21 protein-coding genes are annotated in these 26,725 nt (G+C 64.3%); 13 read left to right on the top strand and 8 right to left on the bottom strand.

Annotated elements, in window-relative coordinates; translation table 11 throughout:
• Positions 1-2: 2 nt before the first annotated feature.
• The 3 genes from carB to B7Z76_RS01665 all read left to right on the top strand — a co-directional run bounded on the left by carB (position 3) and on the right by B7Z76_RS01665 (position 5,004).
• Positions 3-3,248: a carbamoyl-phosphate synthase large subunit gene (carB, locus tag B7Z76_RS01675; RefSeq protein WP_174502295.1), complete on the top strand. Its 3,246-nt coding sequence runs from the start codon at positions 3-5 to the stop codon at positions 3,246-3,248.
• An 81-nt stretch (positions 3,249-3,329) separates the two neighbouring features.
• On the top strand, positions 3,330-3,803 hold the full coding sequence (gene greA, locus B7Z76_RS01670; RefSeq protein WP_174502296.1) for a transcription elongation factor GreA: 474 nt from the start codon (positions 3,330-3,332) through the stop codon (positions 3,801-3,803).
• A gap of 4 nt (positions 3,804-3,807) precedes the next feature.
• A complete protein-coding gene (locus B7Z76_RS01665) occupies positions 3,808-5,004 on the top strand; it encodes a threonine ammonia-lyase (RefSeq protein ID WP_291341798.1) in 1,197 nt (398 codons plus the stop codon).
• A 119-nt stretch (positions 5,005-5,123) separates the two neighbouring features.
• Here the strand turns inward: B7Z76_RS01665 and B7Z76_RS01660 are convergent, their stop codons facing one another.
• Genes B7Z76_RS01660 through B7Z76_RS01650 form a run of 3 tightly spaced genes read right to left on the bottom strand, consistent with a single transcriptional unit; the run spans position 5,124 to position 7,899 of the window.
• Positions 5,124-6,329 carry an aminopeptidase gene (locus B7Z76_RS01660; RefSeq protein WP_291341797.1) on the bottom strand — a complete coding sequence of 402 codons (1,206 nt, stop codon included), beginning with the start codon at positions 6,327-6,329 and terminating at the stop codon, positions 5,124-5,126.
• The gene (locus B7Z76_RS01655; RefSeq protein WP_174502299.1) at positions 6,326-7,129 is read right to left on the bottom strand and encodes an MBL fold metallo-hydrolase; all 804 of its coding nucleotides are present in this window, start codon (positions 7,127-7,129) and stop codon (positions 6,326-6,328) included. The genes B7Z76_RS01660 and B7Z76_RS01655 overlap by 4 nt, the downstream gene beginning before the upstream one ends.
• Positions 7,126-7,899, bottom strand: a complete 774-nt coding sequence (locus B7Z76_RS01650) for a TatD family hydrolase (protein WP_291341796.1) — start codon at positions 7,897-7,899, stop codon at positions 7,126-7,128. Before B7Z76_RS01650 ends, B7Z76_RS01655 begins: the two co-directional genes overlap by 4 nt.
• Positions 7,900-7,995: 96 nt before the next feature.
• On the opposite strand from B7Z76_RS01650, the gene gpmI reads away from it, so the two are divergent.
• The 7 genes from gpmI (at position 7,996) to guaA (ending at position 15,901) form a co-directional block, all read left to right on the top strand.
• The gene (gene gpmI, locus B7Z76_RS01645; protein ID WP_174502301.1) at positions 7,996-9,513 is read left to right on the top strand and encodes a 2,3-bisphosphoglycerate-independent phosphoglycerate mutase; all 1,518 of its coding nucleotides are present in this window, start codon (positions 7,996-7,998) and stop codon (positions 9,511-9,513) included.
• Positions 9,513-10,706, top strand: a complete 1,194-nt coding sequence (locus B7Z76_RS01640; RefSeq protein ID WP_291341795.1) for a murein hydrolase activator EnvC — start codon at positions 9,513-9,515, stop codon at positions 10,704-10,706. The genes gpmI and B7Z76_RS01640 overlap by 1 nt, the downstream gene beginning before the upstream one ends.
• Positions 10,707-10,815: 109 nt before the next feature.
• Positions 10,816-12,147 carry a S41 family peptidase gene (locus B7Z76_RS01635; RefSeq protein ID WP_291341794.1) on the top strand — a complete coding sequence of 444 codons (1,332 nt, stop codon included), beginning with the start codon at positions 10,816-10,818 and terminating at the stop codon, positions 12,145-12,147.
• A gap of 3 nt (positions 12,148-12,150) precedes the next feature.
• Positions 12,151-13,107 carry a divergent polysaccharide deacetylase family protein gene (locus B7Z76_RS01630; RefSeq protein ID WP_174502304.1) on the top strand — a complete coding sequence of 319 codons (957 nt, stop codon included), beginning with the start codon at positions 12,151-12,153 and terminating at the stop codon, positions 13,105-13,107.
• Complete coding sequence (locus tag B7Z76_RS01625) at positions 13,104-13,598, top strand: RNA pyrophosphohydrolase (RefSeq protein ID WP_291341793.1); 495 nt, start codon at positions 13,104-13,106, stop codon at positions 13,596-13,598. The genes B7Z76_RS01630 and B7Z76_RS01625 overlap by 4 nt, the downstream gene beginning before the upstream one ends.
• A 2-nt stretch (positions 13,599-13,600) precedes the next feature.
• The gene (locus B7Z76_RS01620; RefSeq protein WP_174502306.1) at positions 13,601-14,266 is read left to right on the top strand and encodes a dienelactone hydrolase family protein; all 666 of its coding nucleotides are present in this window, start codon (positions 13,601-13,603) and stop codon (positions 14,264-14,266) included.
• A 72-nt stretch (positions 14,267-14,338) separates the two neighbouring features.
• Positions 14,339-15,901, top strand: coding sequence for a glutamine-hydrolyzing GMP synthase (gene guaA, locus B7Z76_RS01615; protein ID WP_174502307.1), 1,563 nt, complete (start codon positions 14,339-14,341; stop codon positions 15,899-15,901).
• Positions 15,902-16,065: 164 nt separating this feature from the next.
• Here the strand turns inward: guaA and B7Z76_RS01610 are convergent, their stop codons facing one another.
• The 5 genes from B7Z76_RS01610 to B7Z76_RS01590 form a co-directional block, all read right to left on the bottom strand.
• Positions 16,066-17,028, bottom strand: a complete 963-nt coding sequence (locus B7Z76_RS01610; protein ID WP_174502366.1) for a glycosyltransferase — start codon at positions 17,026-17,028, stop codon at positions 16,066-16,068.
• A gap of 107 nt (positions 17,029-17,135) precedes the next feature.
• Entirely contained in the window at positions 17,136-18,614 is a 1,479-nt protein-coding gene (locus tag B7Z76_RS01605; RefSeq protein ID WP_174502367.1) for a lipopolysaccharide biosynthesis protein, read from the bottom strand.
• A 14-nt stretch (positions 18,615-18,628) separates the two neighbouring features.
• The gene (locus B7Z76_RS01600; RefSeq protein WP_174502368.1) at positions 18,629-19,162 is read right to left on the bottom strand and encodes a DapH/DapD/GlmU-related protein; all 534 of its coding nucleotides are present in this window, start codon (positions 19,160-19,162) and stop codon (positions 18,629-18,631) included.
• Positions 19,163-19,193: 31 nt separating this feature from the next.
• Positions 19,194-21,650: a polysaccharide biosynthesis tyrosine autokinase gene (locus B7Z76_RS01595; protein WP_291341791.1), complete on the bottom strand. Its 2,457-nt coding sequence runs from the start codon at positions 21,648-21,650 to the stop codon at positions 19,194-19,196.
• Between the two features lie 14 nt (positions 21,651-21,664).
• Positions 21,665-22,900, bottom strand: coding sequence for a polysaccharide biosynthesis/export family protein (locus B7Z76_RS01590; protein ID WP_291341790.1), 1,236 nt, complete (start codon positions 22,898-22,900; stop codon positions 21,665-21,667).
• Positions 22,901-23,026: 126 nt separating this feature from the next.
• Between B7Z76_RS01590 and B7Z76_RS01585 the strand changes: the two genes are divergently transcribed.
• From B7Z76_RS01585 to B7Z76_RS01575, 3 genes are read left to right on the top strand one after another with little or no spacing between them, the layout of a single operon-like run.
• The gene (locus B7Z76_RS01585) at positions 23,027-24,502 is read left to right on the top strand and encodes a hypothetical protein (protein ID WP_291341789.1); all 1,476 of its coding nucleotides are present in this window, start codon (positions 23,027-23,029) and stop codon (positions 24,500-24,502) included.
• A complete protein-coding gene (locus B7Z76_RS01580; protein WP_291341788.1) occupies positions 24,499-25,560 on the top strand; it encodes a glycosyltransferase family 1 protein in 1,062 nt (353 codons plus the stop codon). The genes B7Z76_RS01585 and B7Z76_RS01580 overlap by 4 nt, the downstream gene beginning before the upstream one ends.
• Complete coding sequence (locus tag B7Z76_RS01575; RefSeq protein WP_174502372.1) at positions 25,557-26,723, top strand: glycosyltransferase; 1,167 nt, start codon at positions 25,557-25,559, stop codon at positions 26,721-26,723. The genes B7Z76_RS01580 and B7Z76_RS01575 overlap by 4 nt, the downstream gene beginning before the upstream one ends.
• The last annotated feature ends 2 nt before the right edge of the window (positions 26,724-26,725 follow it).

The following is a 26,725-nucleotide window of genomic DNA, read 5'->3' as shown; positions in this document are numbered from 1 at the left end:
CCATGCCGAAACGTACAGACATCAAATCGATCCTGATCATCGGCGCCGGCCCCATCGTCATCGGCCAGGCCTGCGAGTTCGACTATTCCGGCGCCCAGGCCTGCAAGGCGCTGCGCGAGGAAGGCTACCGGGTGATCCTGGTGAACTCCAATCCCGCCACGATCATGACCGATCCCGAACTGGCCGATGCAACCTATATCGAGCCGATCACGCCGGAGATGGTCGAGAAGATCATTATCAAGGAACGGCCGGATGCGGTGCTGCCCACCATGGGCGGGCAGACGGCGCTGAACACCGCGATGTCGCTCGCCAAGTCCGGCACGCTCGAGAAGCACGGCGTCGAGCTGATCGGCGCCCGCGCCGAGGTGATCGACCGCGCCGAAGACCGGCTGAAATTCCGCGATGCGATGGCCGAGATCGGCATCGAGAGCCCGCGCAGCGCCATCGCCCACACGATGGACGAGGCGCGCGCGGCACTCGACCTCGTCGGCCTGCCGGCGGTGATCCGCCCCTCCTTCACCCTCGGCGGCACTGGCGGCGGCATCGCCTACAACCGCGAGGAGTTCCTCGAAATCGTCGCCGGCGGGCTCGACGCCTCGCCGACCACCGAGGTGCTGATCGAGGAAAGCGTGCTCGGCTGGAAGGAATACGAGATGGAGGTGGTCCGCGACCGGGCGGACAACTGCATCATCGTCTGCTCGATCGAGAACATCGACCCGATGGGCGTGCATACCGGCGATTCCGTCACCGTCGCTCCCGCGCTGACCCTGACCGACCGCGAATACCAGCTCATGCGCGATGCCTCGATCGCGTGCCTGCGCAAGATCGGCGTTGATACCGGTGGCTCTAACGTGCAATTCGGCGTCAATCCGGCCGACGGGCGCGTGGTCATCATCGAGATGAACCCCCGCGTCTCCCGCTCCTCGGCGCTGGCCTCGAAGGCGACCGGCTTTCCCATCGCCAAGATCGCGGCGAAGCTCGCCGTCGGCTATACGCTCGACGAGTTGCGCAACGATATCACCCGCGTCACCCCGGCGAGCTTCGAGCCGACGATCGACTATGTCGTCATCAAGATCCCGCGCTTCACCTTCGAGAAATTCCCCGGCACACCGGCGCTGCTGACCACCTCGATGAAGTCGGTCGGTGAGGCGATGGCGATCGGCCGCTCCTTCCCCGAGGCGCTGCAGAAGGGGCTGCGCAGCCTGGAAACCGGCCTCGCCGGACTCGATCCGGTCGAGAAGCCGGGCGATGGCACCCGCGATGCCTTCCGCGCCGCGCTCTCCACCCCGCGGCCGGACCGGCTGCTGATCGCCGCCGAGGCGCTGCGCGCCGGCCTGACGGTCGAGGAAATCCACGCCGCCTGCAAGTTCGACCCCTGGTTCCTCCGCCAGATGGAGGACATCGTCGAGGCCGAACGGCGGGTGGCCGCCGAAGGCCTGCCCGGCGACGAGCGCGGCATGCGCGCGCTCAAGGCGCTCGGCTTCTCCGACCGCCGACTCGCGGGCCTTACGGGTCAGAGCGAGGCGGATGTGAGCAAGGCGCGCCTCGCCCTCGGCGTCACCCCGGTCTACCGCCGGATCGACAGCACCGGCGGCGAGTTCGCCTCGGCGACCTCCTACATGTTCGCCACCTATGAAGGCGGATTCGGTGCGCCGGTCTGCGAGGCCGAGCCAAGCGAGCGGCGCAAGGTGGTCATTCTCGGCGGCGGCCCGAACCGGATTGGCCAGGGAATCGAGTTCGATTATTGCTGCGTCCACGCCGCCTATGCGCTGCGCGAGGCCGGGTTCGAGACCATCATGGTCAACTGCAACCCCGAAACGGTTTCGACCGACTACGACACCTCCGACCGGCTCTATTTCGAGCCGCTCTTCGCCGAGGACGTGCTCTCCCTGCTCCATCGCGAGCAGGAGCGTGGCACGCTGCTCGGCTGTATCGTGCAGTATGGCGGGCAGACGCCGCTCAAGCTCAGCCAGGCCCTCGCCGAGGCCGGCATCCCGATCCTCGGCACCTCGGCCGACGCGATCGATGCCGCCGAGGACCGCGAGCGCTTCCACGACCTGCTGCGTTCGCTTGGCCTGCGCCAGCCGGAAAACGGCCTGGCCCGCTCGGCCGAGCAGGCCGAGGCGATCGTCGAGCGGATCGGCTTCCCCGTCGTCATCCGCCCTTCCTACGTGCTTGGCGGCCGGGCGATGGAGATCGTCTATGACATCGCGAGCCTGCGCCGTTACATGCGCGAGGCGGTGGTGGTCTCCGGCACCAACCCGGTGCTGATCGACCGCTACCTGAACGACGCGATCGAGGTCGATGTCGACTGCATCGCCGACGGCCAGACCGTCTACGTCGCCGGCGTGATGGAGCATATCGAGGAGGCCGGCATCCATTCCGGCGACTCCGCCTGCTCGCTGCCGCCCTACTCGCTGTCGCCCGCCATCGTCGCCGAACTCCGCGCCGAAACCGAGGCGATGGCGAAGGCGCTCAACGTGATCGGGCTGATGAACGTGCAGTTCGCGATCCAGGGCGAGAATGTCTACGTCCTCGAGGTCAATCCGCGCGCCTCGCGCACCGTGCCCTTCGTCGCCAAGGCGACGGGCGTGTCGGTGGCGAAAATCGGCGCGCGGGTGATGGCCGGCGAGGCGCTGGCCTCCTTCGGGCTGGATGACAGCGTGATGCGCAGTCACGTTGCGGTGAAGGAGGCGGTGTTCCCCTTCGCCCGCTTCTCCGGCGTCGACGTGCTGCTTGGCCCCGAGATGAAGTCAACCGGCGAGGTGATGGGGCTCGATGTCAGCTTCGCCCGCGCCTTCGCCAAGGCGCAGCTCGGCGCCGGGGTCAAGCTGCCGCAGGCCGGCACGGTGTTCCTCTCGGTGCGGGATTCCGACAAGCCGGCGATCCTCGCGATCGCCCGACGCTTCGTCGATCTCGGCTTCGAGATCATGGCGACACGCGGTACCGCCGCGCATCTCTCCGAGGCCGGCATCGCCGCGCGGGCGGTGAACAAGGTGTTGGAAGGCCGCCCGCACTGCGTCGACGCGATCCGCTCGGGTGAGGTGCAGCTCGTCATCAACACCGCCTCCGGTGCGCAGACCGTGTCGGACAGTTTCGACATCCGCCGCCAGGCTCTGAACCACGGGGTGCCGCACTACACGACCATAGCCGGGGCGCGGGCGGCATCGCACGCCATCGCGGCTCTCGCGGCGGGCAACCTTGAAGTTGCGCCGCTTCAGTCGTATTTTCCGCAATCGTTTCGATGACCGCGGTGCCGGGCCGTCCCGGCCCGCGCCTTTTTTGCTCATCCCCACGCCGGATGGCTTAACCTGACTGAAGGAACTGCCGTGCAAAAATTCCCGATGACCGGGCCCGGACTGCAGAATCTCGAAGCCGAGCTGCGCCACCTCAAGTCCGTGGAGCGGCCGGCGATCATTCGGGCGATTGCCGAGGCGCGCAGCCACGGCGACCTGTCGGAAAACGCGGAATACCATTCCGCGCGCGAGCGTCAGTCCTTCATAGAGGGGCGGATTGCCGAGCTCGAGGAGATCGTTTCCGCGGCCGAGGTAATCGATCCATCCACCTTGTCCGGCGACACGATCAAGTTCGGCGCCCATGTCGAGCTCGTCGACGAGGAAAGCGACAAGGAAGTCACCTACCAGATCGTCGGCGTGCATGAGGCGGACATCAAGGCCGGGCGGATTTCCGTGACGTCGCCGCTGGCCAAGTCGCTGATCGGCAAGAAGCCGGGAGACACCGTCTCGGTGCCGGCTCCCGGCGGCGACCGCAGCTACGAGATCCTCGCTGTCCGGTTCGGCTGACGCCTTGGTTACGCTTGCCGATATCGAGGCGGCGGCCGATCGGATCGCCGGCGCGGTATTGCGCACCCCGCTGGTCCGCGCGGACTCGCTCTCGCGCGCGACCGGTGCGGATGTCCATCTCAAGCTCGAAAACCTGCAGGCCACCGGCGCGTTCAAGGAACGGGGGGCTGCGAACCGCATCGCGCTGCTGACGGAGGCCGAGCGCAAATCCGGCGTGATCGCGATGTCGGCTGGCAATCATGCCCAGGCGGTTGCGCGCCACGCCCAGCTCGCCGGCATCCGTGCCACCATCGTGATGCCGCGCTTCACCCCGACCACGAAGGTCACCCGCACCAGGGCCTGGGGGGCGCAGGTGGTGCTGCATGGCGAAACCCTCGCCGAAGCGGCCGCCCATGCCCATGAACTCGCCGCTCGCGAGGGGCTGGTCTTCGTCCACCCCTATGACGACGCCGACGTGATCGCCGGCCAGGGCACCCTTGCCCTTGAAGTCCTCCAGGAGCTGCCGGACCTGGACGCGCTGATCATCCCGACCGGCGGCGGCGGCTTCATTTCCGGCTGTGCGGTGGCAGCCCGGGCGCTGCGGCCCGGCGTCGAAATCCTCGGCGTCGAGGTTGAAAGCTATGCCGGCTTCGCCCAAGCCTTGGCGGGCCAGGAGGTCAAGGTCGGCGGCGCCACGATCGCCGAGGGCATCGCGGTGCGCGATATCGGTCAGCTGCCGCTCGCGCTGCTGAAGGAACACAAGGTCGAGGTGCTGGTTGTGCCGGAAGCGGCGGTGGAGCAGGCGATTGCGATGCTGGCCGAGAATGGCAAGATCGTCGCCGAAGGTGCAGGTGCCGCGGCTCTCGCCGCGGTGCTGACCTTCCCGCAGCGCTTCGCCGGCCGCCGCATCGCCCTGCCGATCTGCGGCGGCAATATCGACACCCGCGTTCTCGCCAACACGCTGCTGCGCAACCTGATGCGCGACGGACGGATCGTGAAGGTGCTGATGGAAATCCCCGACCGCCCCGGCGTGCTGGCCGACATCGCCAGCCGCATCGGCGATCAGGGCGGCAACATCATCGAGGTCGTCCACCAGCGCCAGTTTGCATCACCGACCGTGCAGGCCGCGCATCTCGAAGTGATGTTCGAGGCGCGCGACGCTGCTCACGGCCGGTCGATCACCGAGGCGCTGGAAGCCGCCTACACCGTCCGCCGGCTCTAGAGCGTCATCCGATCAGACGGGGTCACCTGATCGGATAAAGATGCTCTAATTATCAACATGATAGAGCACAATATCCGATACTGATGGATGGGAATGTGCCCTCATCGCGCCCCCGGCGCTCAGATCACGAACGCGCCGGCGCGCATCACCGGCGTCACTGAACCATCGGCATTCACGCCATCGACGTTCATCAGCGCCGAGCCGATCATCCAGTCGACATGGATGAGGCTTTCATTGGCGCCGCGGGCGGCATCGCACCCGCCCTCCATGTTGAGCGCCAGCGCCTGGCCGAGCGCGATGTGGCTCGCCGCGTTCTCGTCGAACAGCGTGTTGCGGAAAATCAGTCCCGAGCGCGATACCGGCGATGCATCCGGCACCAGCGCCACCTCGCCGAGGCGGCTCGCCCCCTCGTCGGTCGCGATCAGGGCGCGGAACACGTCCTCGCCTCGTTTCGCCCTCGCCTCGACGATCCGCCCCGCCTCGAAGCGCACCTCGATTTCCTCGATCAGCGCACCGCCATGAACGAGCGGCTTGCTCGCCCGGACTTTGCCATTCACCCGTTCACGATGCGGCATGGTGAAGACTTCCTCGGTCGGCATATTGGGCATGCAGGCTGTGCCATCCTTCGATGTCGCGGATCCGCCCGCCCAGAGATGTCCGTCGGCGAGGCCGACCTCCAGGTCGGTGCCCGGTCCGCTGAAGCGCAGCGCGGCAAAGCGGCGGGCGTTCAGTGCGTCGCACCGTGCCCGGAGGGACGCGACATGGGCGTGCCAGGCGGTGACCGGATCGGCCTCATTGATGCGGCTGACCTCGAAAATCGCGTCCCACAAAAGCGCGACCGGGTTCGCTTCGTCAGGGAAGACCGATTTCGCCCAACCCGGCGTGGCGAAGGACAGGATCGACCAATTGGTGGCGAAACTGCTGATCAAGCCGCGAACCGGCCTCATCGCCTGCGCCATCGCGCGCTGGGCGCGGCCGATCCGCGCCGGGTCGCAATCCGCGAGCAGCATCGGGTCGGTACCGACAACCGTGAGCATCGCCGCCCCCTCGCCGATCGACTTCGCCACCCCCTCGTAGAGCCAGGAAGGCGCGAAATCGAAACTGTCCTCGCTCGCCTCGTGGAAGCGGGCGCGCTGGATCAGGTCATCGGCGAAGAAGGGGATCACCAGCGCCGCGCCGGCGCGATAGGCATGGGTCGCGATCCGGTCGACGAGGTCACGCGCCTCGATCGGCGCGTTGATGATGAGTTCCTGGCCAGGCTGCACATTGACGCCGATGCGAACGGCGACCTCGGCCAGCCGGTCGAGCTTCTCTTCATGCGTCATGGCGCGTCTCCCTCGATGATCATGCCGTCAAAGGCGGGTTCGATGCCGGGCGGCAGCGTATCGCACAACGTGCGATAATCCATGTCGAGTCCCATATGGGTCAGGATGGTGCGGCGGGGGCGCAGCGCCTTCGCCCAGTCGATCACCTGGTCGAGATAGGCATGGGTCGGGTGTGGTCCCTGTCTGGTAAAACAGTCGACGACCCAGGTGTCCACACCTTCGAGCAGAGCGAACTGATCGGGCGTGAAACGGACCACGTCCGGGCAGTAGGCAACATTGCCGACACGCAGGCCGAGCGAGGGGATGAAGCCGTGATCCTGCCGGATGAAACGCACGGGCAGCCCGGCGATGGTCCGCGTTTCACCGGGATGGACCGTGTGGGTGTGCAGCACCGGGCGGAAGAAGCGAGGCGGCTCCCACGGGCGAAACGCGTAGTCGAAGCGCTGGCGCAGTTCCACCCATGTGCGCTCGTCGGCATAGGTATCGATCGGTGTGCCGCGCAGGCGGTTGAGGATGCGGATATCGTCGAGACCGGCAATATGATCCGCGTGCGAATGGGTGAAGATGACCGCATCGATCCGGTCGATCCGGTGATCGGTGAGCTGCAGGCGGATTTCCGGCGCGGTATCGACGAGGATCCGCTGCCCGTCGGCGGCGGTGAAAACCACGCTGGCGCGGGTGCGGCGATTGCGCGGCTCCGCCGGGTCGCATTGCCCCCAGTCACCGGCCCCGTCCGGGCCGCCGATCTGCGGCAGCCCGGCCGATCCGCCGGTGCCGAGCAGTGTGAGTTTGAACTTCATGAAGCCTTGGCGAACAGGCGCTGAAAATTGGCCGTGGTGAGATCGGCCAGCTCGGCCATCCCCATGCCCTTCACCTCGGCCAGCACCTTGGCGGTGTGGATTGTGTGCGCCGGCTCGTTGCGCTTGCCGCGGAACGGCGCCGGGGCGAGATAGGGCGAATCGGTTTCCACCAGCAGCCGTTCTGGCGGAATATGCCGGGCGATCTCGCGCAGTTCGGCTGATTTCGGGAAGGTCAGGATTCCGGAGAAGGAGAGGAACCCGCCAATCGCCAGCGCCCGCTCGGCCAGCCTCTGGCCCGAGGAAAAACAGTGCAGCAGGAACGCGAAGGGCGCCTTTGCGTGTTCGTCCTCCAGCATGCTGGCAACGTCGTCATCCGCATCGCGGGCATGGATGGCCAGCGGCAGGCCGGTCATTTGCGCCGCGCGGATATGGACACGGAAATTCTCCGCCTGAACATCGCGCGGTGCCTTGTCATAGAAATAGTCGAGCCCGGATTCGCCGATGCCGATCACGCGCGGATGCAGCGTCATCTCGGCGATCGCCTCAGGGCTGGGCACGCCCGCCTCGCCACCGGCATTGTGCGGATGCACGCCGATGCAGGCGAACACGCTGGGATCGCTCTCGGCGATGGCGATCGCGGTTTCCGACTGGTGCATCGAGGTGCCGATGGTCACCATGCGCTCAACCCCGGCCGCGTGGGCGCGGGCGATGACGGCCTGGCGTTCGGCCTCGGTGAAGTAGTCGAGATGGCAATGAGAATCGATCAGCATACGGCCTATATAGAGGTGCCGGCGCCGGATCGGAACCGCGCTTGACCCACACAAGCGCCTCGGTCCATCTGCGGGCGGCAGATGATGGAGAGTGCGATGACCAGGCCGGTGATGCTGACGATACTCGACGGGTTCGGCTGGCGCGAGGATCGCGCCGACAACGCCGTGGCCCAAGCGAAAACGCCGCATTTCGATCGCCTCTGGCGGGAGTCGCCGCACGCCTTCCTCAGCGCCTGCGGCCGCGATGTCGGCCTTCCCGAGGGGCAGATCGGCAATTCCGAAGTGGGCCACACCAATATCGGCGCCGGACGCGTGGTCATGCAGGAACTGCCGCGGATCGACAGCGCGATCGAGGACGGCTCGCTGGCCGAGAACGCCGATCTGCGCCGCTTCGTCGACGCGCTGCGGGAATCGGGCGGCGCCTGCCACCTGCTCGGCCTTGTCTCGCACGGCGGGGTGCACGCGCATCAGCGCCATGTCGCGGCCCTTGCCGGCGCGGTCGCGCGGGCCGGCATTCCCGTCTTTGTCCACGCCATCACCGACGGGCGGGACACGGCGCCGGAAAGCGCGCCGGACAGCCTCGCCTGGCTGCACGACGCGCTGCCGAAAGGGGCGGAAATCGCGACCGTGATCGGCCGCTATTACGCGATGGACCGGGACAATCGCTGGGAACGGGTTCGCCTTGCCTTCGACCTGTTCACCGAGGGCAAGGGCAGCCATGCCGACGACCCCGTCGCCGCGGTGAAGGCAAGCCACGCGGACGGGGTGACGGACGAGTTCGTCAAGCCGGTGGTAATCGGCGGTTACAAGGGCATGCGCGACGGCGATGGCCTGCTCTGCGCCAATTTCCGTGCCGATCGTGTGCGCGAGATCCTGGCCGCCCTGCTCGATCCAGGCTTCGACGGCTTTGCACATGACCGGCACATCCGGTTCGCCGCCGCGCTCGGCATGGTCACCTATTCCGACGAACTCGCGCATTTCATGCACACGCTGTTCCCGCCGCAGCGGATGGACGACCTGCTCGGCGAGGTGGTCGCGCGTGCCGGCAAGCGTCAGCTGCGCGCGGCGGAAACCGAGAAATACCCCCACGTCACCTATTTCCTGAACGGCGGACGGGAGACGCCGTTCGCGGGCGAGGAACGCGTCCTCGTCGCCTCGCCCAAGGTCGCGACTTATGACCTGCAGCCGGAAATGTCCGCGCCGGAACTGACCGACAAGGTCGTCGCCGCGATCGAATCGGGCAGCTTCGACCTCATCGTCCTCAACTTCGCCAACCCCGACATGGTCGGCCATACCGGCTCGCTCCCCGCCGCGATCAAGGCGGTAGAGACGGTCGATGCCGGGCTCGGCCGGATCGATGCGGCGATCCGCGCCCAGGGCGGAGCGATGATCGTCACCGCCGATCACGGGAATTGCGAGCTGATGCGGGATCCGGAGACCGGCGGCCCGCACACCGCCCACACGCTCAACCGCGTGCCGGTGCTGCTGACCGGCGGGCCTGGGGAAGCGAAACTGCGTGACGGCCGGCTCGCCGACCTCGCCCCCACACTTCTCTGCCTGCTCGGGATTCCCCAACCGGAAGCAATGACCGGCCGGAGCCTGATCGGCGCCTGATGCCACAGGCCGCCCGCCGCCTCATCCCGACCGCCGCGCTGCTGGTTGCAGCACTCGCCGCAGGCGCGGCGCGGGCCGACCAGCTCGGCACGGCACGCAACCGGCTCGATCAGGCGAACGCGGCGGCGCAACGCCATCGCGCGGCGGCGGCGGCGGCGGCAAGGGCGGAGGCCGCGGCGGCGTCACGGCGGCAGACGCTGCTGGCCCGCGAGATCGCCGCGAATGCTGCCTTGCGGGCAGCGGAAGACAAAACCGCCCAGATCGTGAGCCAGTTGGCTGACCTCGGCACCAAAACCGAGGCGGCACGGGCGGATATCGAAGCATCCTCCGCAGCCATCGCGCCGTTGCTGCCAATCATCATCAGGCTCGCGCGGCGACCGGCGGCAACCCTCATTGCCGCCGGCTCGGCGCCCGGCAAGGCTGCCGAGGGCGCCCTGGCGATGCAGGGCATCACCCGCCAGATCGCTGCCAGGGCGCGGGAATTGCTCGCGGCACAGCAGCGCTACGCGGTATTGTCCCTGCAACTTCGCGTGCAAAAAGCCAGGATGATTGCGGCCGTTGCTCAACAGAAAGCCGGAGATGCGGCGTTGCAGGCGGCCATCGCCGCCACCGCGGCAGCCGAAAGCCTCGCCGAACGCCGCCGCTACGCCGAAGCCCGGCAGGCCGCCAGCGCCGCAAGCCAGGCGCATGACCTCGTCGGGGTGATCAATCGCCTTGAGCGGGCCCGCGCAGCGGCAGCGCGCGCGGCAGCGGCGCGGGAAGCTGCTGCGCGGATATCTCCTCCCGCAGCGCCGAAAATCCTTGCCGGCGCGCCTGTCGCTGGCCGGCTGATCCGGGCGTTTGCCAGCACCACGGCGACCGGCCCTGCGACCGGCGATACGTTTGCCGCTTCGCCCGGCGCCGTGGTCAGCGCGCCTTGCGGTGGCGGGGTGGTGTTCGCCCGCCCCTTTGCCAGCTACGGCAAGCTGATGATCATCGACTGCGGCGGTGGCTACGATTTCGTGATGGCGGGGTTCCAGAGGTTCGATGTATCGGTGGGCCAGCATGTTCAGCCCGGCCAGCCGGTCGGGCGCATGCCGGCATTCGACACGCACAATCCCGGAAATCAGCCGCGCCTTTATGTCGAGTTGCGGCACGACGGAAAGGCGGTCGATCCGGCGGCGCGCCTCGGTGCCGGGACAGCGAACCGCTGACCCGCCCATCTCCCGCAACGTCGGGCTCTGGACTTCCGGGCCAGCCGCATTAATGGTGGCGTATCTGATGAGGATGGCGTAGATGAAGCTGAGGATTTCCCTGTTGATCATGACGACCTTCGCGGTGGGGGTCGGTGTTGGAATGGTGGAACCTGTAATCCACGGCGCTGTCGCCGGCACACCGCAGAACGACGAAACCTATCGTCAGCTCGGCCTGTTCGAAAACATTTTCCAGCGCATCAAGGCCGACTATGTCGTGCCTGAATCCTCGAAAAAACTGGTCTACGACGCGATGAACGGCATGCTGACCGGGCTCGATCCGCACAGCGCCTACATGAACGCCCAGCAATACAAGGACATGACCGCGGAGACGTCCGGCCAGTTTGGCGGCCTCGGGATCGAGGTTTCCGAGGCGGGCGGCTTCATCAAGGTCATCAGCCCGATCGACGGTACGCCGGCGGCCAAGGCCGGGATCAAGCCCGGTGACCTGATTGTCGCGATCGACGGCAAGCCGATGATCGGCATGACGCTGGACAAGGCGGTCAACCAGATGCGTGGCCCGGCCGGCAGCAAGATCAAACTCACGATCAAGCGCGCCGGCGTCGACAAGCCCATCCATGTCACCCTCACCAGGGCGATCATCCATGTCCATGCGGTCAAGACCGCACTCTATGGCAATGTTGGATACATGCGCCTCGCGAGCTTCTCCGAGAACGCGAATCGAGATATCCGCCGCGGGGTGGCGAAGCTGAAGGCCGAAAGCCACGGCAAGGTGGGCGCCTACATCCTCGACCTGCGCAACAATCCGGGCGGCCTGCTCGACCAGGGCATCGCGGTGGCCGATGATTTCCTCAATACCGGCGAGATCGTCTCCACTCATGGCCGGCACCAGTCCGACGACCAGGTCTGGTACGCGCATGAAGGCGACATCACTGACGGCAAGCCGATTGTCATCCTGGTGAATTCGGGCACCGCCTCGGCCGCCGAAATCGTCAGCGCGGCACTGCAACAGAACCGCCGCGCGGTGGTGATGGGCACCCGCACCTTCGGCAAGGGCTCGGTGCAGACCATCTTCACCATTCCCGGCCACGGCGCGCTGCGAATGACCACCGCGCTCTATTACACACCCTCCGGCAAGTCGCTCCAGGATTACGGTGTCGAGCCCGATCTGGTCGTGCATGAAACCAACAACCCGAAGGATCATTTCCCGAAGATCCGCGAATCGAACATGCCGCACGCCTTCCGCAACCCCTCCGGTATGAAGGCGCCGATCCTGCCGCCGAAGCTGGTGCTGCCGGCCGCTGCGAAGACGATCGCAGCGCGGCCACCCGTTGGCTGGCCGAAGCTTGAGCCAAAGAAGCCGGGAACCGACTACCAGTTGCAGATGGCTCTCAAGCTCGTCCGCGCCATGGCGGCGCCGAAGAGCGGCGCGACGCACTAACTCATGCGCGCGATCCGCATCGCGCGCTCGGTCGGGCGTTTCTGGGCGGGCGTTGGCCTCGCGACCGTTATCGGCGGCGCGACCCTGGCCGTGCTGGGATCGCCGCTGCCGGCAAAGCCGCCTCGGACAACGCTTCTGCGTCACCTCTATCATGGCGCCATTCCGCCGCCGGACCCGAAATTGCTGGTGGGATCCCCAGCCAATCCGGCATGGATGATCCCGCAGCAATCCGGCAAGACCAGTCCGATGACGTATTACGCCGCCCCGGCACACATTGCTGATGGCCTCCATCGCGTGGCCATTCTTGTCGGCGGCATCGGCGAGGCGCTCACGCCCAGCCTCGATGCCGTAACATCGCTACCGCCCTCGGTTTCACTGGCGCTCACGCCCTATGGCCCTCATCTGCAACAGGTCGCAATTGCTGCCCGCAAGGCCGGGCACGAGACCCTGCTGGGGCTGCCGATGGAGACCAGCCGGGAGCCCACGGTGACCGAAGGCGATGAGGCACTGCACGGCAGTGAGCTGGATTCGGTCAATCAGAAGCGGCTTGACTGGGCGCTTTCCCGTGTGGCGGGCTACGCCGGCGTTACCGACGAAATCGGAATGGCGACCGACGAGACATTTCTCTCGCAAGCAATGAACAGCCAGTGGCTCGGCAAGCATCTGCAACCCGCCGGCCTGTTCATGGTGACTGCGTCGAGGGGGGTGAAGCTCCCGCCCGGCATACCTGGCCGTCGGGCGGACGTGGTCATTGATCCCGAGACGAGCGGGGTCGACCAGTTGCAGTCCCTGAACCAGCTGGCGGGCGTCGCCGTGGTTCAGGGCAGCGCTCTTGGCGTCATTTCATCGCCCACGGAAGGTGACATCGATGTGCTGGCGAAATGGTGCGCCGGCCTGAAGGCGCAGGGGCTGGTTCTCGTGCCGGTAAGCGCACTGATCGCGCCACGGAACGCGAAATGACGGAGACGACCACCCTGCCCTACCGGCACAATGTCGGCGCCGCGGTGTTCAACCGCGCCGGTCTGGTGCTGGTTGCCCGCCGGGCCGACCTTGGCCGCGATGCCGCCTATCAGTGGCAGCTGCCCCAGGGCGGCATTGACGACGACGAGGATCCGGCGACCGCGGTGCTGCGGGAGCTGGACGAGGAAATCGGCACCAATGCGGTCGAGGTGATCGGCGAGATCGGGGACTGGCTCACCTATGACTTCCCGCCCGAAGTGGTGGCGAAATTTGGCGCTCGGCATCGTGGCCAGAAACAATGGTGGTTCGCGCTGCGTTTTGTCGGCAGCGACGAGATGATCCGCCTCGATACCCATCAGCATCCCGAATTCGACGAATGGCGCTGGATCGAACTTGGGGCCATTCCCGCGCTGGCGGTGCCGTTCAAACGGCCAATCTATGAGCGTCTCGCGCAGGATTTTGCGCAATTCGCCAACACGGACGGAGCATGACAATGGGTGAAATGATCAACCTGACCGCCTCCTGTGGGCACAAATTCAAGGCCTATGCTGCCGGCGACACCGCCGCGCCGCGAGGCATCGTGATCGTGCAGGAAATCTTCGGCGTGAATTCGCATATGCGGCAGATCTCGGACCACCTGGCCTCGTTCGGCTACCGGGTGATCACACCGGCGCTGTTCGACCGGGTCGAGCGCGGCGTCGAACTCGGCTACGACGCCGTGGGGCGCGACAAGGGGCTCGCCCTGCGTGCAGAAATCACGGAGGAGGCCGTGATGCGCGACATCGAGGCCTCGGCCGCCGCCCTGTCGCCGCGGCCCACCGGGATCATCGGCTATTGCTGGGGCGGCACCATCGCCTGGTGGGGCGCCACACGGAGCAAGAGCTTCAAGGCGGCGATCGGCTGGTATGGCGGCGGCATCGCAGCCACGCGGACTGAGAGGCCCGGCTGCCCGGTGCAGCTGCATTTCGGCGCCGAGGACAAGGGCATTCCGCTGACCGATGTGGAAGCGATCCGCAAGGCGCAGCCCGAGATCGGGATTTTCGTCTATCCAGGCGCCGAGCACGGCTTTGGCTGCCACGATCGCCCGAGCTTCAACCCCCGCGCCAACGAGATCGCCGAGCATCGCAGCCTCGCCTTCTTCGCCGAACACGTCGTCTGACGAGCGGCTGCCGTGAACGCGGCGCGGCCCGGAGGGATTGAACCCGGCCGCGTTGCGTGCTGTTGAGGCGAGATGTCCGACGCACCCTCCGCAGACCGCATCCTCATTCTCGATTTCGGCAGCCAGGTAACGCAGCTGATCGCGCGCCGCCTGCGCGAAACCGGCGTCTATTGCGAAATCTGGCCCTTCGACGCCGACCCGTCGCGTATGGCGGCCTTCGCGCCGAAGGGCATCATCCTCTCCGGCGGGCCGGCGAGCGTGATCGAGGCGGTGGCACCGAAACCTCCGGCCGGCGTGTTCGGCGCCGGCGTGCCGGTGCTCGGCATCTGCTACGGCGAGCAGGCGATCTGCGATGCGCTGGGCGGCGCGGTGGAAGGCTCAGACCACCGGGAATTCGGCCGGGCCTTCATCGACGTCACCGAGGACTGCGCTCTGTTCGAGGGCGTCTGGACCAAGGGCCAGCGCGCTCAGGTCTGGATGAGCCATGGCGACAGGGTGACGGCGCTGCCCCCGGGCTTCCGGGCCGTTGCGGTGAGCGAAGGCGCGCCCTTCGCTGCCATCGCCGACGATACGCGCCGAATTTATGGCGTGCAGTTCCACCCCGAAGTCGTCCACACGCCAGACGGCGCCCGCCTGCTCGCGAATTTTGCACACAAGGTCTGCGGCCTTGCGGGCGGCTGGACGATGGCGAATTTCCGCGAGACGGCGCGCGATGCGATTCGCGTGCAGGTCGGAACCGGGCGGGTGATCTGCGGCCTGTCAGGCGGCGTCGATTCCTCGGTCGCGGCCGCGCTGATCCACGAGGCGATCGGCGACCAGCTTGTGTGCATTTTCGTTGATCACGGCCTGCTCCGCGCCGGCGAGGCCGACGAGGTCGTGCGCGTCTTCCGCGACCGCTTCAACATCCGCCTCGTGCATCGCGACGCGTCGGACCTGTTCTTCGCCGCCCTTGAAGGCGTCACCGATCCGGAGGTGAAGCGCAAGACGATCGGCCGCCTGTTCATCGAGGTGTTCGAGGAAGAGGCGCAGAAGCTCGGCGGCGCCGATTTCCTCGCCCAGGGCACGCTGTATCCGGACGTGATCGAAAGCGTCTCCGCGCGCGGCGGGCCCAGCGCCGTCATCAAGTCGCATCACAATGTCGGCGGCCTGCCGGACCGGATGCGGATGAAGCTGGTCGAACCGCTGCGCGAATTGTTCAAGGATGAAGTCCGCGACCTCGGCCGTGAACTCGGCCTGCCCGAGACCATCGTCGGCCGCCATCCCTTCCCCGGCCCTGGCCTTGCGATCCGCATTCCCGGCCCGGTCGACCGCGAGAAGGTCCGCATCCTGCAGAAGGCCGACGCGATCTACCTTGAGGAGATTCGCAACGCTGGGCTGTATGACGCGATCTGGCAGGCTTTCGTGGCCCTGCTGCCGGTACGCAGCGTCGGCGTGATGGGCGACGGTCGCACCTACGACTTCGCCTGCGCCTTGCGCGCCGTCACCAGCACCGATGGCATGACGGCGGATGTCTATCCATTTGACATGAGCTTCCTCACCCGCGTTGCAGGTCGGATCGTAAACGAGGTCCGCGGCATCAACCGTGTAACCTACGATATCACCAGCAAACCGCCCGGCACGATCGAGTGGGAATGATCCCGGGTCTGGCACAGGCTGCCATCATGGGAAAGCCAGGTTAGAACACGTTCCGATCCTTTCGGATTGGATGCCGCGACCTGTCATGTTGATAGGCAAGAGCATCATCCGATCAGGTGACTCCATCGGATCGGATGATGCTTTGACCTCGCGATTGCGCGGGATCAGCCCGCCAGCACAGCATCGCGACCGACACGGCTTTCATAATTGAGGATCTCACGATGGCGGGCCCCTCTTCCCCATGCCGAGGCCTCGTGAATTCGCTTGTAATGCTGTTGCAGGATATAGCGGCAACGCCTGTAGAACGGCATTCGCGTAAGAAACTGCTCCAGATCGGGATATCGCGAAACGGCCTCGACATAGGGGAGGTATTCTGGCCCCCCCCACGGAAGAAAAGCGCCATGCCAGGGCTTCGGGCTGCCCATATAATGGACAACGCGGGGATCGATCGCCTGCTCAAGTCTCGCGTTGCGCAGAAAAATCGGGAAATTCCAGCTCAGGGACATCGGTATGCGTCGATCCATTGCCACAAGATTGAGGGCATCCTGATCCGGATATCGTGTCTTGCCTTTCAGGTTCTGAAACAGTTTCCAGGATTCCCAGCCGATCCGGTCCCACCCATCGCGGTTGATCCGTAATACCCCGCTGTTGAAATAGTTGCGCTGGCGGTTGTTCTCCAATCCGATCGAGGCGAAATAACTCACCAGGCTCCGGTCGTGTCCTCTGCCCCCATCGAGAGAAAACGTCATCGGATCGTTGGCGGCGCAAAATTGCCCGACAGGAACCTCGGTACGCAGAAGCGGTTCCAACGATCCCGTGATCTGTGTATCGCCATCGATATAGAGCAGATGTCCGTATTGCGGCGGTGCGATACGATCCAGAAACAGCCGGGCAAGCATTGCTCCGACACGCTCGATGGCGGTTTCCGGAACGGAAAAGAAGAGAATGCCCTCGGCCTCGCAGGCGCGACGAAAGACCCGGTCGCACTCGGCGATACCCTTCACGCTGAAAATGGCAACATCCGCAAGGTCTGCTGGCGCATTCCGCCGTGCCTGCAAGGCACTCACGAAACTCGGGAAAAGGTATCCCGGGTCGGTCGTGTATGAAATGCAGCAATCAGCCGTCATGACCACACTCTACCACAACGATCATCACGTACGCTGGCATTCAGCGGTGATCCGGGATGCGCTGGCCAACCGGCGGTTGAGCAGATGTCGGAATGCCTCGCCATCAGTCACACCGGCTGGCGATTCGGCACGGTCCGGCGGCGCCGGCCGACAATATCGCTGACAAAGCGCAGGGCTGACTGTTCGATACCGCTTGGGCGTCCCAGGAGATGCCAGATGGCCATGAGGCTGCCCGCATAAACCGCCATTCCGCTCATGACCAGCAACGCAAGACGGGTGAGTTGCCCCATCATTCCTCCCGGCAAATGCAGAAGGGAGTCCAGACCCACGACCGCAGCCAGCATCACCAGGCTGGCGACAATGCTGCGCTGGCTGACCCGGAGTTGGTCCCGGATGGAAATGCCGCAAAGTTGGCGAATGCTGGCCATGCAAAAGATGGCCGTGACAGTTTCAGATATCAGACGGGCGGCGATCACACCGGCAAATCCCCAATAGAGCGCCCCCCCAACCAGAAGGGGCAGTTTGACTAGCACCTGAACGGTATTCCGGGATGCGATTTCACGGGTGCGGCCGAGCGACATGCCAAGCGGCGAGAGCAGGATGCCAAACATGTAGGGGATCAGGCTGATGGAGAGCCAACGCGTCATCGAGATGGCACTGACCCATTTCGGCCCCAGCAGCACCTGAACCAGTGGCCCCGCGACCGCGGCCTGGCCAATCAGAAGCGGCAGACCGATCGCAATCACCGCACTTGCCGCAAGCTGATAACTCTCGCGCAACCGCGCCAGATCATCGCGAACAACGGTGAAAGCCGACAGCAATGGTCGGAGGATCGGCGAAAACAGAGCGGCCAACGGGATATTGCTGAGATTATTCGCCGTGCTGAACAGGCCGAGACGAGATGCCGGCATGAGCTTGCCGAGAAGAAGCTGCTCTGACTGGATGTTGAACGACATCAGGATTTGCGAAACGCTGACCCAGCCCAGAAACCCGCTGAACAGGCGCCAATCGCGCAGCGAGAGTCGTGGCCTATAGGGGAGGACGACGTAGCCGAGCAGGGTATTCACCACCGGCCCGGCGATGGTGCAAAGCCCGATCGACCAGAATGAATGCGTTGTGAAGGCAAGGATCGCGGCAGTTGCGAAGGCGGTAACTTTCCCCGCCAGTTCGAACCAGAACTCGTAGACGAAATTCAGCGCCTTGGCATATTCGGCAAGCCGCGGCGTCTGCATGCCGCGGGCTGCCGGGGCGAGGCTGAGGGCCTGGATCAGCGGTATCAGCTCGGGGTGGCCATACCAGTGCGCGAACGGGATCGCGATACCGCTGACCAGGAGACACAGCGTCGCACCGCGGAGCAGGCTGAGGGTGAATGCGGTATGCAGGTGATGTGGACTGATTTCCGGCAGTTGGACCAGCGCCTGGCTCAGCGGCATTTCTAGCGCGGCTTCCAGGATGGTCACCAAGGTCATCGCAATCGCGACCAGGCCGAAATCGGCCGGCGAGAGCAGGCGGGCGAGGATCAACATGGTGAACAGGTCGATCACCCGGCTGACCAGCCGTCCGAACACCATGAGCGAACCGCTCAACGCTGTCTTGTGACCTAGCATACGAGAAGAGGATCGTCTGCGGCGCCAGTGGAGGCATCATCGGCGAGCGCCCGCACAAGACGCGCTGGAATCCCGGCATACAAGCCATTCGGCTCGGTCGATTTCGTAACCAGCGACCCGGCGGCAATGACGCACCCGTCGCCGATCGTCACGCCTGGCAGGATCGTGACACCGCTGCCGATCCAGCAGCCGCGGCCGATCACCACCGGCCCGCCGACCGCGTCAACGAGACAGCGTTGGGTTGGCGGGCCGATCTGATGCGAACCGGTAATGATCCGGACAAACTGGCCGATCCGAACATTGGCGCCGATTTCCAGCGGCAAAAAGCCGTCGTAGAAAAATCCGACATTGATAAAGACCTGAGGGCCGATCTTTACCGTCCGGGAACGGAAACTGGCCCGTGCCCAGATGCAGGCAGTCCGGTCGACATTGTAGCCAAGCCTGCGCATGAGCGGCATTCGTATCGATACCGGCACGAATTCGCTGGCGAGCGTGGCATCGACGATACGGTGGATGTAATTTCCCATAACCTGGCGCTCCCTCCTCCCAGGCTCCGCCTCAAATCCGAAACCAGCCGGTGAATTTCGGCCCGCGCCTTGCCGCGCCGAGGAAATAGGCATCCTCACCGCCATAGGTCATGGCATCTGCACCGTTGATGATAAGCCCGTGCGGCTTGTCCAGGGTCTCGATCAGTTCGTTATGCAGATCGAACGCCCGGCGCATTGTATTGGATACGCCCACGACCGACAGGATCAGGTCGGACACGCTGCCCAGTACCAAGCCATCGGAGACGATCGGCAAGGGAGGACTGTCGAGGATGATGTAGTCGAACTCCTCGCCGAGAGTTTCGATGATCCCGCGCAAGGCAGCCTCGTCAAGGCGGGCTCCGCGCTCGGGCGCGGCACCGCCGGAGGGCAGAACCCAGAATTTCCCATCCGGCCAGCGCTGCAGTTTCGGCCGTGAACCTGTCTGCAGCCAGTCGGTCAGCCCGGGCAACCCTTCGAAATCGACCAGCAGGTTAAGCCGGCTCAGATAGAAGTCGCAATCGAGCAGAACCACGCGCTTGCCATCCTCGGCCAAGGTCCGGCACAGATTGGCCGCGATCGTCGTCTTGCCGTCTTGCTTGCTCGCGGAAATCAGGAGGATCGCGGAAGCATGTGATCCGTTCGTGTTTCGGTAGATATTGCGCTTTATGAGCTGAAACGCCTCGGAGAACGGATTGAAATTGTCAGGCCCGAATGCATTCGCACCGATGAGCCGTTGCACCTGCTGGGGCACGGCGCCGTAGACTGGCAATCGCACCGCGCGACGAATCTGCTCTTCGCTCTCATATCGGCCAGAGAAGGCCCGCCGGCCGAACACCAGCGCCAGGCCCGCAAAGAAACCCACCATCGCACCAGCGACCACGGTAATCGCCGCACGCGGTGAGGTTGCCCGCAAAGGCAGGCGCGATGAGGTGACGACGCGCGTATCGATGATGGTCGCAGCCTTCGATATCTGCGCCTGTTCGGCCTTCTGGGTCAGCACCTCGTAAAGCTGAGCCAGTTGCTTCGACTTCCTGGTCAATGCCCGGACCTTGAGCGACTCAGCCGGCTGGTTCTTCAGCTTGGTCCTGTCGCTTGCGATCAGCCTTTCGATGCTTGCCAGACTTTGGGATGCGGAGGCCAGGTCATTGTCGATAAGCTCGCGGATCGAGGCGCGGAGCTGATTGACCTGCGCCTGCTGGATCTGCACGTTCTGGGCACGGTCGGTGAACTCGGCGCGCAACTGGCTCAGCTTCACCTCGGCTTCGGAAAGCGAGGTGGTCAGCGAGGTGAGAACGGGATCATTGGTTTCGCTGGTGAGATAAGGGTTCACGCGCGACCGGCGACCCATCATCGCGCCGTGCAGCTGGCGCAGGGCCTGAAGTTGAAGCAATTGCTGGCCACGGCGCTGCTCCAGCTGGCTCATCTGCTCGACCGCGGCCTGGGCGGCCTGCTGCGGATCGATGATGCCGGTCTTGGCCTGGTAGGCTGACAATTCCTGGTCAGCGCGCGCCAGTCTGCGGGCGACATTCGCGAGCTGGCCGGTGACGAAGGTTTCAGTCACCGAAGCAGCCTCCGCCTTCCATTGGAGCTGGGTCGCGATGTAGTCGTGCATCAGATGGTTCACGAAGATCTGGGCCAGAAATGGATCGGACCAGCGCAGTGAGATCCTCGCAAGCTTGGTCGGCCGCGTTGGCGATCCTCCGGCCGTCACGCGCAGCTGGCCTCCGGCCAGACCATTGGCCAGCGCATCAGGCGCCACGACGCTCAGGTCGAAAATCCGGCCTGGACTGATCTTTGCCAAAGCAGCGCTCGGCACCGCGGCGCCCGGCAAGGTTGCGGCGGAGCCACCGGACTTTCCGGGGCGGGCGAAGCGCACCAGCAAGGCGCCAGCTGCGGTGTGCGCCACAGTGCCAATGGTGCCGCTGAGAACTGGCTTCTCGCGACCGAAAATTCCTCCAGCCTTGTAGAGTTTATAGGTATTTCCAGCACCAGTGACGAGACGAAACTTCCCGACAAGCGTTGCATCCACAACCCGCAGCGCATCCGCTGCCGGGAGAAACGCCTTGGTCGAACCATGGTCGAGCCATTTCCAGCGCCAGTATCTGAGAGCCGGAGCACCGGCAGGATGGATCGTCGCATTCAGCCCGGTTTCCAGCACGGCACGCTGGATCAGGGTGCCGGTGGTCAACAGCTCTATCTGCGTTTCCACGTCGCTCTGCTGGGCATAGGCAGACAGGTTGACCGCATTGCTGGAGCCGCCACCACTACCCGAACCCTGCTGGGTTTCGCCAAGATAGAGCGCGCCGGATGCCGTGAATTGCGGCACTGCCAGCAGAACATGCAGCAGAGCGGCTGCCGCCGCGATGCCGGTGAACAGCAGGATCGTCCGTGCTTGCTGGCGTAGCGTGCGCAGAAACAGCCCGAAATCGACGATATCATGCGGTTCATGCTGCGCATGGAAGCCGATCGCGGGGAGTTGTGTCGCCATTTTCTGCTTCATGGTCACTTCGAGAGGTATTTGATGGAGACAAACGGATTGAGCACGCCGGAGATCGTATTCAGCGAGGGGAGCAACTTGTTCAGAACATCGTTCCATGTCGCGATGCCGGTTGGCGGCACGAAAACGATATCGCCGGGTTCCAGCGCAAAGGGCATTGCCCGCCCATCCATGATCTTTCGGGCATTCACGACGATGAAATCGGCGGATGCGCCATGCGAGCGGATGATCCGGATCTGCGAGAGCTCGGCATCGGTGTAATTCGACAGGGTCATGCCGGCTTCGCTCATGGCTTGCAGCAGAGACAGCGAGCCACCCTGGAAGCCGATGGCGCCCGGCTTGCCCACGGCGCCGAACACGAACGCCTTTTCTTCAGATGCAGGCGGAATGACGATCGTCGCACCCGGCGGCAGCACGATGTTCTGCGACAGATTGCCGTCGAGCAGCAGTGCGCGAAGATCCACCGGTTCCTTTCGTGCCCCGAGCGCGACATAGGCCTGATAGAGATCGGCATTGGCGACATTCAGGCTGCCGCCCAGGGATAGAGCCTCCAGAAGTGTCAGCTCACGCCCCGGATATTTGATCCCGGGGCTCGAGAAATCGCCGAGCAGGTAATACCGCAGACTATGCGGCGTCACCAATTGCACCGAGACATTCGCGTTATTGACGTAGTTTGAATATGCCGCCTGAAGCTTGGCCTGGGCCTGGCTGACTGTCAGTCCGGCCAGCTTGACGGTACCGATCAATGGCAGCCCCACCGTGCCATCGCTGGTGATGAAGGCACCAGCGGGACCCGATGTCACGCCATATTGGGGTGTGGACAACTCGGGGTGCAGATAGACGGAAACGGCGATGACGTCATTGGGCCCCAACCGGTACGGAGTCAGCGATAGTTTCGCGTCCGGCGGGAGGCTCTGCCGCTTCACCGAAACCACCGGCGACGGCATCGTGGCGGCGACGGCGCTGGCCGGCACGGTATGAGATACCGGCGGCTTTGCGGCACAGCCGGCAAGTCCACCCACGCCCAGCAGCAGAGCAATGGCCGTGGGCAGCAGGCCCGGCCGGTTCGTTCCTGACATCAGCTTGCCGCGGGCGCCGGCTTTATGTCTGGTCCAATGCCATAATGCTGGAAGGTGTAATCTGGAAATCTGCGCCGTCACGCCTTGCCCCCAAAATCCTGAAAAACCGTCTGATCCCGCCCGAACGAGAAGGATGGAAAAAAATTTAACCGCTCGTAACATGTTGACGTTTTACCGTCAAAAATTAGATTATTAAAGATAAAACCGGGCAAATTTGTCTATTAAGATTTAACGACGTAAATATCTTGTAAACTCATACAATTTGCATTATCGCGACGGCGTCCAAGCATGGACAAGGACAGAGGCTTTCGCCTACCAATTCTGGGAGTGATTCAATCGATGATCACCGCGATCGGCGCCGTGCTGTTGCCGTTCTGCCTGTGGTTTTGGCGTCGCCCAGCGAATCTTCTCATTCTTGTCATTGTTTTTTCAATATTTTCTGCCAGCGCGATCATTGTCATTGGCGGACTCGGGGTCACACCCGCCTTGCTGCCAACAGCGATGTTTGTATCATTATTTGCAATTAATCTCTTTAATAACATTCATTATCCCGCTGAACGTCAGGCGTTCACGATCATGTTACCTTTTATTCTCGTCACGATCGGCGCCGTCGCCAGTTCGGTCATCATGCCGCGCCTGTTCATGGGACAGGTGATGGTGTGGCCGCAGAAAGTCAGTGCCTTTTTCGTTCGGTCACCGCTTGCACCAAATGCCGGCAATTTCACCCAGGACATGTACCTCATCGCCAATGCGATGCTGGCCGCCACGGCCGCCGTCTATCTGACCCGCCCCGGCAAGGTATTGCCACGGCTGCTTGACGCCTATTTCGCAAGCGGTCTGCTGGTGATCCTGATCGCCCTGTGGCAGTTCGCCAGCACGATCCTGCATATCCCCTTCCCGTCCAGTTTTTTCCTCTCCAACCCCGGGTGGTCGCAGCTCGACGACCAGACCATCGGCATCCTTACCCGTCTCAACGGGCCTTTCAGCGAACCGTCGTCGCTGTCCGCTTATATGTGCGCGTCGCTGAGCGCCGCCGGCTGGTCGGTGATGAACGGTGACCGTCGCTGGCTGCCACGCGCGACCTTTCTGGGCGGCATCGTCGTGGTTCTGCTCAGCACGGCCACGACCGGCTACGTGACAATGGCGGCGATGGCCGCCCTGCTGCTGGCGCGCGTTGCAATTCGGGCAACGCCGCAAATGCGACGGCGTGTCGTCCTGACCGCCGCAGGCATCGGCGTAGCAGGCGGGATTTCAGCTGTGGCGCTCCCGCTGGCAACGCCCGAGGCCGGACAGGAAGCGACGATCATCCTGAATTCAGTGCTGGACAAGACTCAATCGGCATCCTACCGCGCCAGATCTCAAGCGGACTACGACAGCCTACAGGAGATGATGAAGACCTATGGGCTGGGCGTCGGCTGGGGCAGCAACCGCTCATCGAGCCTGTTGCCCGGCCTGCTGGCGGCGATCGGCATCTGGGGCGTGGCCGGCCTCCTCTGGTTCGGCTTCGCGCTCACGCTGCGGGCACGCCAGGCCATGCGCATGACCCGCGCACCCGACCTGCAGTACGTCATCCGGGGCACATCCGCTTCCCTTCTGTCATCGCTGATCTCCGCCCTGCTGTCCGGCCCGACCATTTCCTCGCCGGATTTCTACCTGCTCCTTGCCATGCTGGTCGCAGCCACCGCCCGCGCCCGGTTCGAGACCAAGACGGTTTGGCTGCCGGCACCGACGGATCGCTCACTTTCCGAGCCCGTACCGGCATGACCCCTGCCCCGCTGATCAATGGCCGGTTCGTTACCCAATCGCTTTCCGGCGTCCAAAGGTTTGCAATCGAAATCACGCGGGCGCTGCTGGTGCGCAATGCCGGCGCATCGTTGCTGACGCCTCAGGGCGGAAGCCTTGCCTGGCCGGGCGCCCGCGAGATCGGGAGACGACAGGGGCAGGTCTGGGAACAGCTGGAGTTGCCCCTGCATGCGCGGGGCCGGCTCCTCATCAACCTTGGAAATACCGGACCGCTTCTGGCTGATCGGCAGATCGTCGTGATCCATGACGCCGGGGTATTCAGCACGCCCGAAGCCTATTCGAGACCGTTCCGGCTCTGGTACAAATTCGTCCAGAAAGCACTGATCCGCCGGCGGACGACGATCGTGACAGTCTCCGCGTTTTCGAGACGCGAGATCTCGCGACACCTCTCCCTGCCGGAGTCGCTGATCCGCGTCATGCCCGAGGGCACCGACCATATGCGGCTCATGTCCAGCGACGCGGGAATTCTGGCGGCAAACGGACTCGCCCCTGGCAAGTTCGTCCTCGGTGTCGGCACCTTGTCGGCGCACAAGAACCTTGCCGCGCTTGAAAATCTGGCCGGCCAACTGCACGCACGCGGCACGCCTCTGGTGATTGCCGGCGGCATGGGCGGAGCCGCGTTCAATGCGGCCAATGAGAGCAGGCTGCCGCAGCCCGCGCGCTATATCGGCCGTGTAAGCGACGCCGCATTGAAGGCGCTCTACGAAACTGCCGGGTGCTTCGTCTTTCCGTCCCGCTATGAAGGATTCGGATTGCCGCCCGTCGAGGCCCTGGCCTGTGGCTGCCCGGTTGCCTGCGCGGATATCCCTGCCTTGCGGGAATCCTGCGCCGATGCCGCGCTCTACTTCGATCCGAACGACCCGCAGCAGATCGCCGAAAGCGTCTTGTCGATACTCGATACGCCGTCGCGGCAGAATGGCCTTCGCACCGCCGGCGCAGCACGAGCGGCCGAACTCACCTGGGCCGGAGCCGCGTCAATCCTCGAATCCATCGCCATGGAGGTTCTGGAGCGCCGATGAAGATCGCGATCGTCCACGAGTGGCTGGAACATTACGCGGGCTCCGAGCGCGTCCTTGAAGAATTGCTGAAATGCTATCCGCAGGCCGATATATTCGCGGTCGTCGACTTCCTTGCGGATGATGACCGCCTCTTCCTGGGCGGGCGCCCGGTTACAACGAGCTTCATCCAGAAATTGCCTCTGGCCCGGAAACACTTCCGCAACTACCTGCAATTGATGCCGCTTGCGATCGAGCAGTTTGATCTGACCGGCTATGACCTCGTGATATCGAGCAACCACGCCGTGGCGAAAGGGGTACTGACGGGTCCGAAACAGGTTCACGTCTGTTACATGCATTCGCCCATCCGCTATGCGTGGGACCTTCAGTCTCAATATCTTCGTGAGAGCGGGCTGACCCAGGGCGTCAAGAGCCTTTACGTGCGCTGGCTGTTGCACAGGATCAGGATCTGGGATGCGATGGCGGCTAACGGCGTCGACTGTTTTCTGGCCAACTCCAGCTATATCGCCCGCCGCATACAGAAGACATACCGCCGGGACGCCGAGGTCGTTCCACCGCCGGTCGCCGTGGAGCGATTTGTTCCAGGCGATGGACCGCGGAGCGGCTATCTGGTGGCATCCCGATTCGTGCCCTACAAACGGATCGAACTAATTGCCGAAGCGTTCCGCGAATTGCCCGACTGCCCTCTCACCATCGTCGGCGCGGGAACCAATGAACCGCAGGTGCGCCGGGCCGCAGCGGGTGCGCCCAACATAACCTTGCGGCCTCCGGTTTCACATGCCGAACTGGTGTCACTGATGCAGTCAGCCAAGGCGATGGTCTTCGCCGCGGAGGAGGATTTTGGCATCACGATGGTCGAGGCCCAGGCCTGCGGCACGCCGGTGATTGCCTTCGCCGAGGGCGGGGCGAGAGATATTTTTCCGCAACATTCCGCGGCGCCGACAGGCGTTCTGTTCGGCACCCAGACGAAAGACGCCATCGTCTCCGCAGTACGCCGCTTCGAATCCCACGGCGCGGCGATGTTGCCGGCAGTCTGCCGGGAGAATGCCCTGCGCTTTTCCGCCGCGCTGTTCCGGACCCGAATCCAGGCCGCCGTCGATACAGCGATGGCGCAATTCCGGCATCGGGGCCCCGTCGCGGCACACACCGCTCACGAAAACGGATAACG

Origin of the sequence: Acidiphilium sp. 20-67-58, assembly GCF_002255515.1 — a bacterium.
Lineage (GTDB): Bacteria > Pseudomonadota > Alphaproteobacteria > Acetobacterales > Acetobacteraceae > Acidiphilium.
The sequence above is the reverse complement of the archived record's forward strand: the minus strand, read 5'-3'. Positions and strand labels throughout refer to the sequence as shown.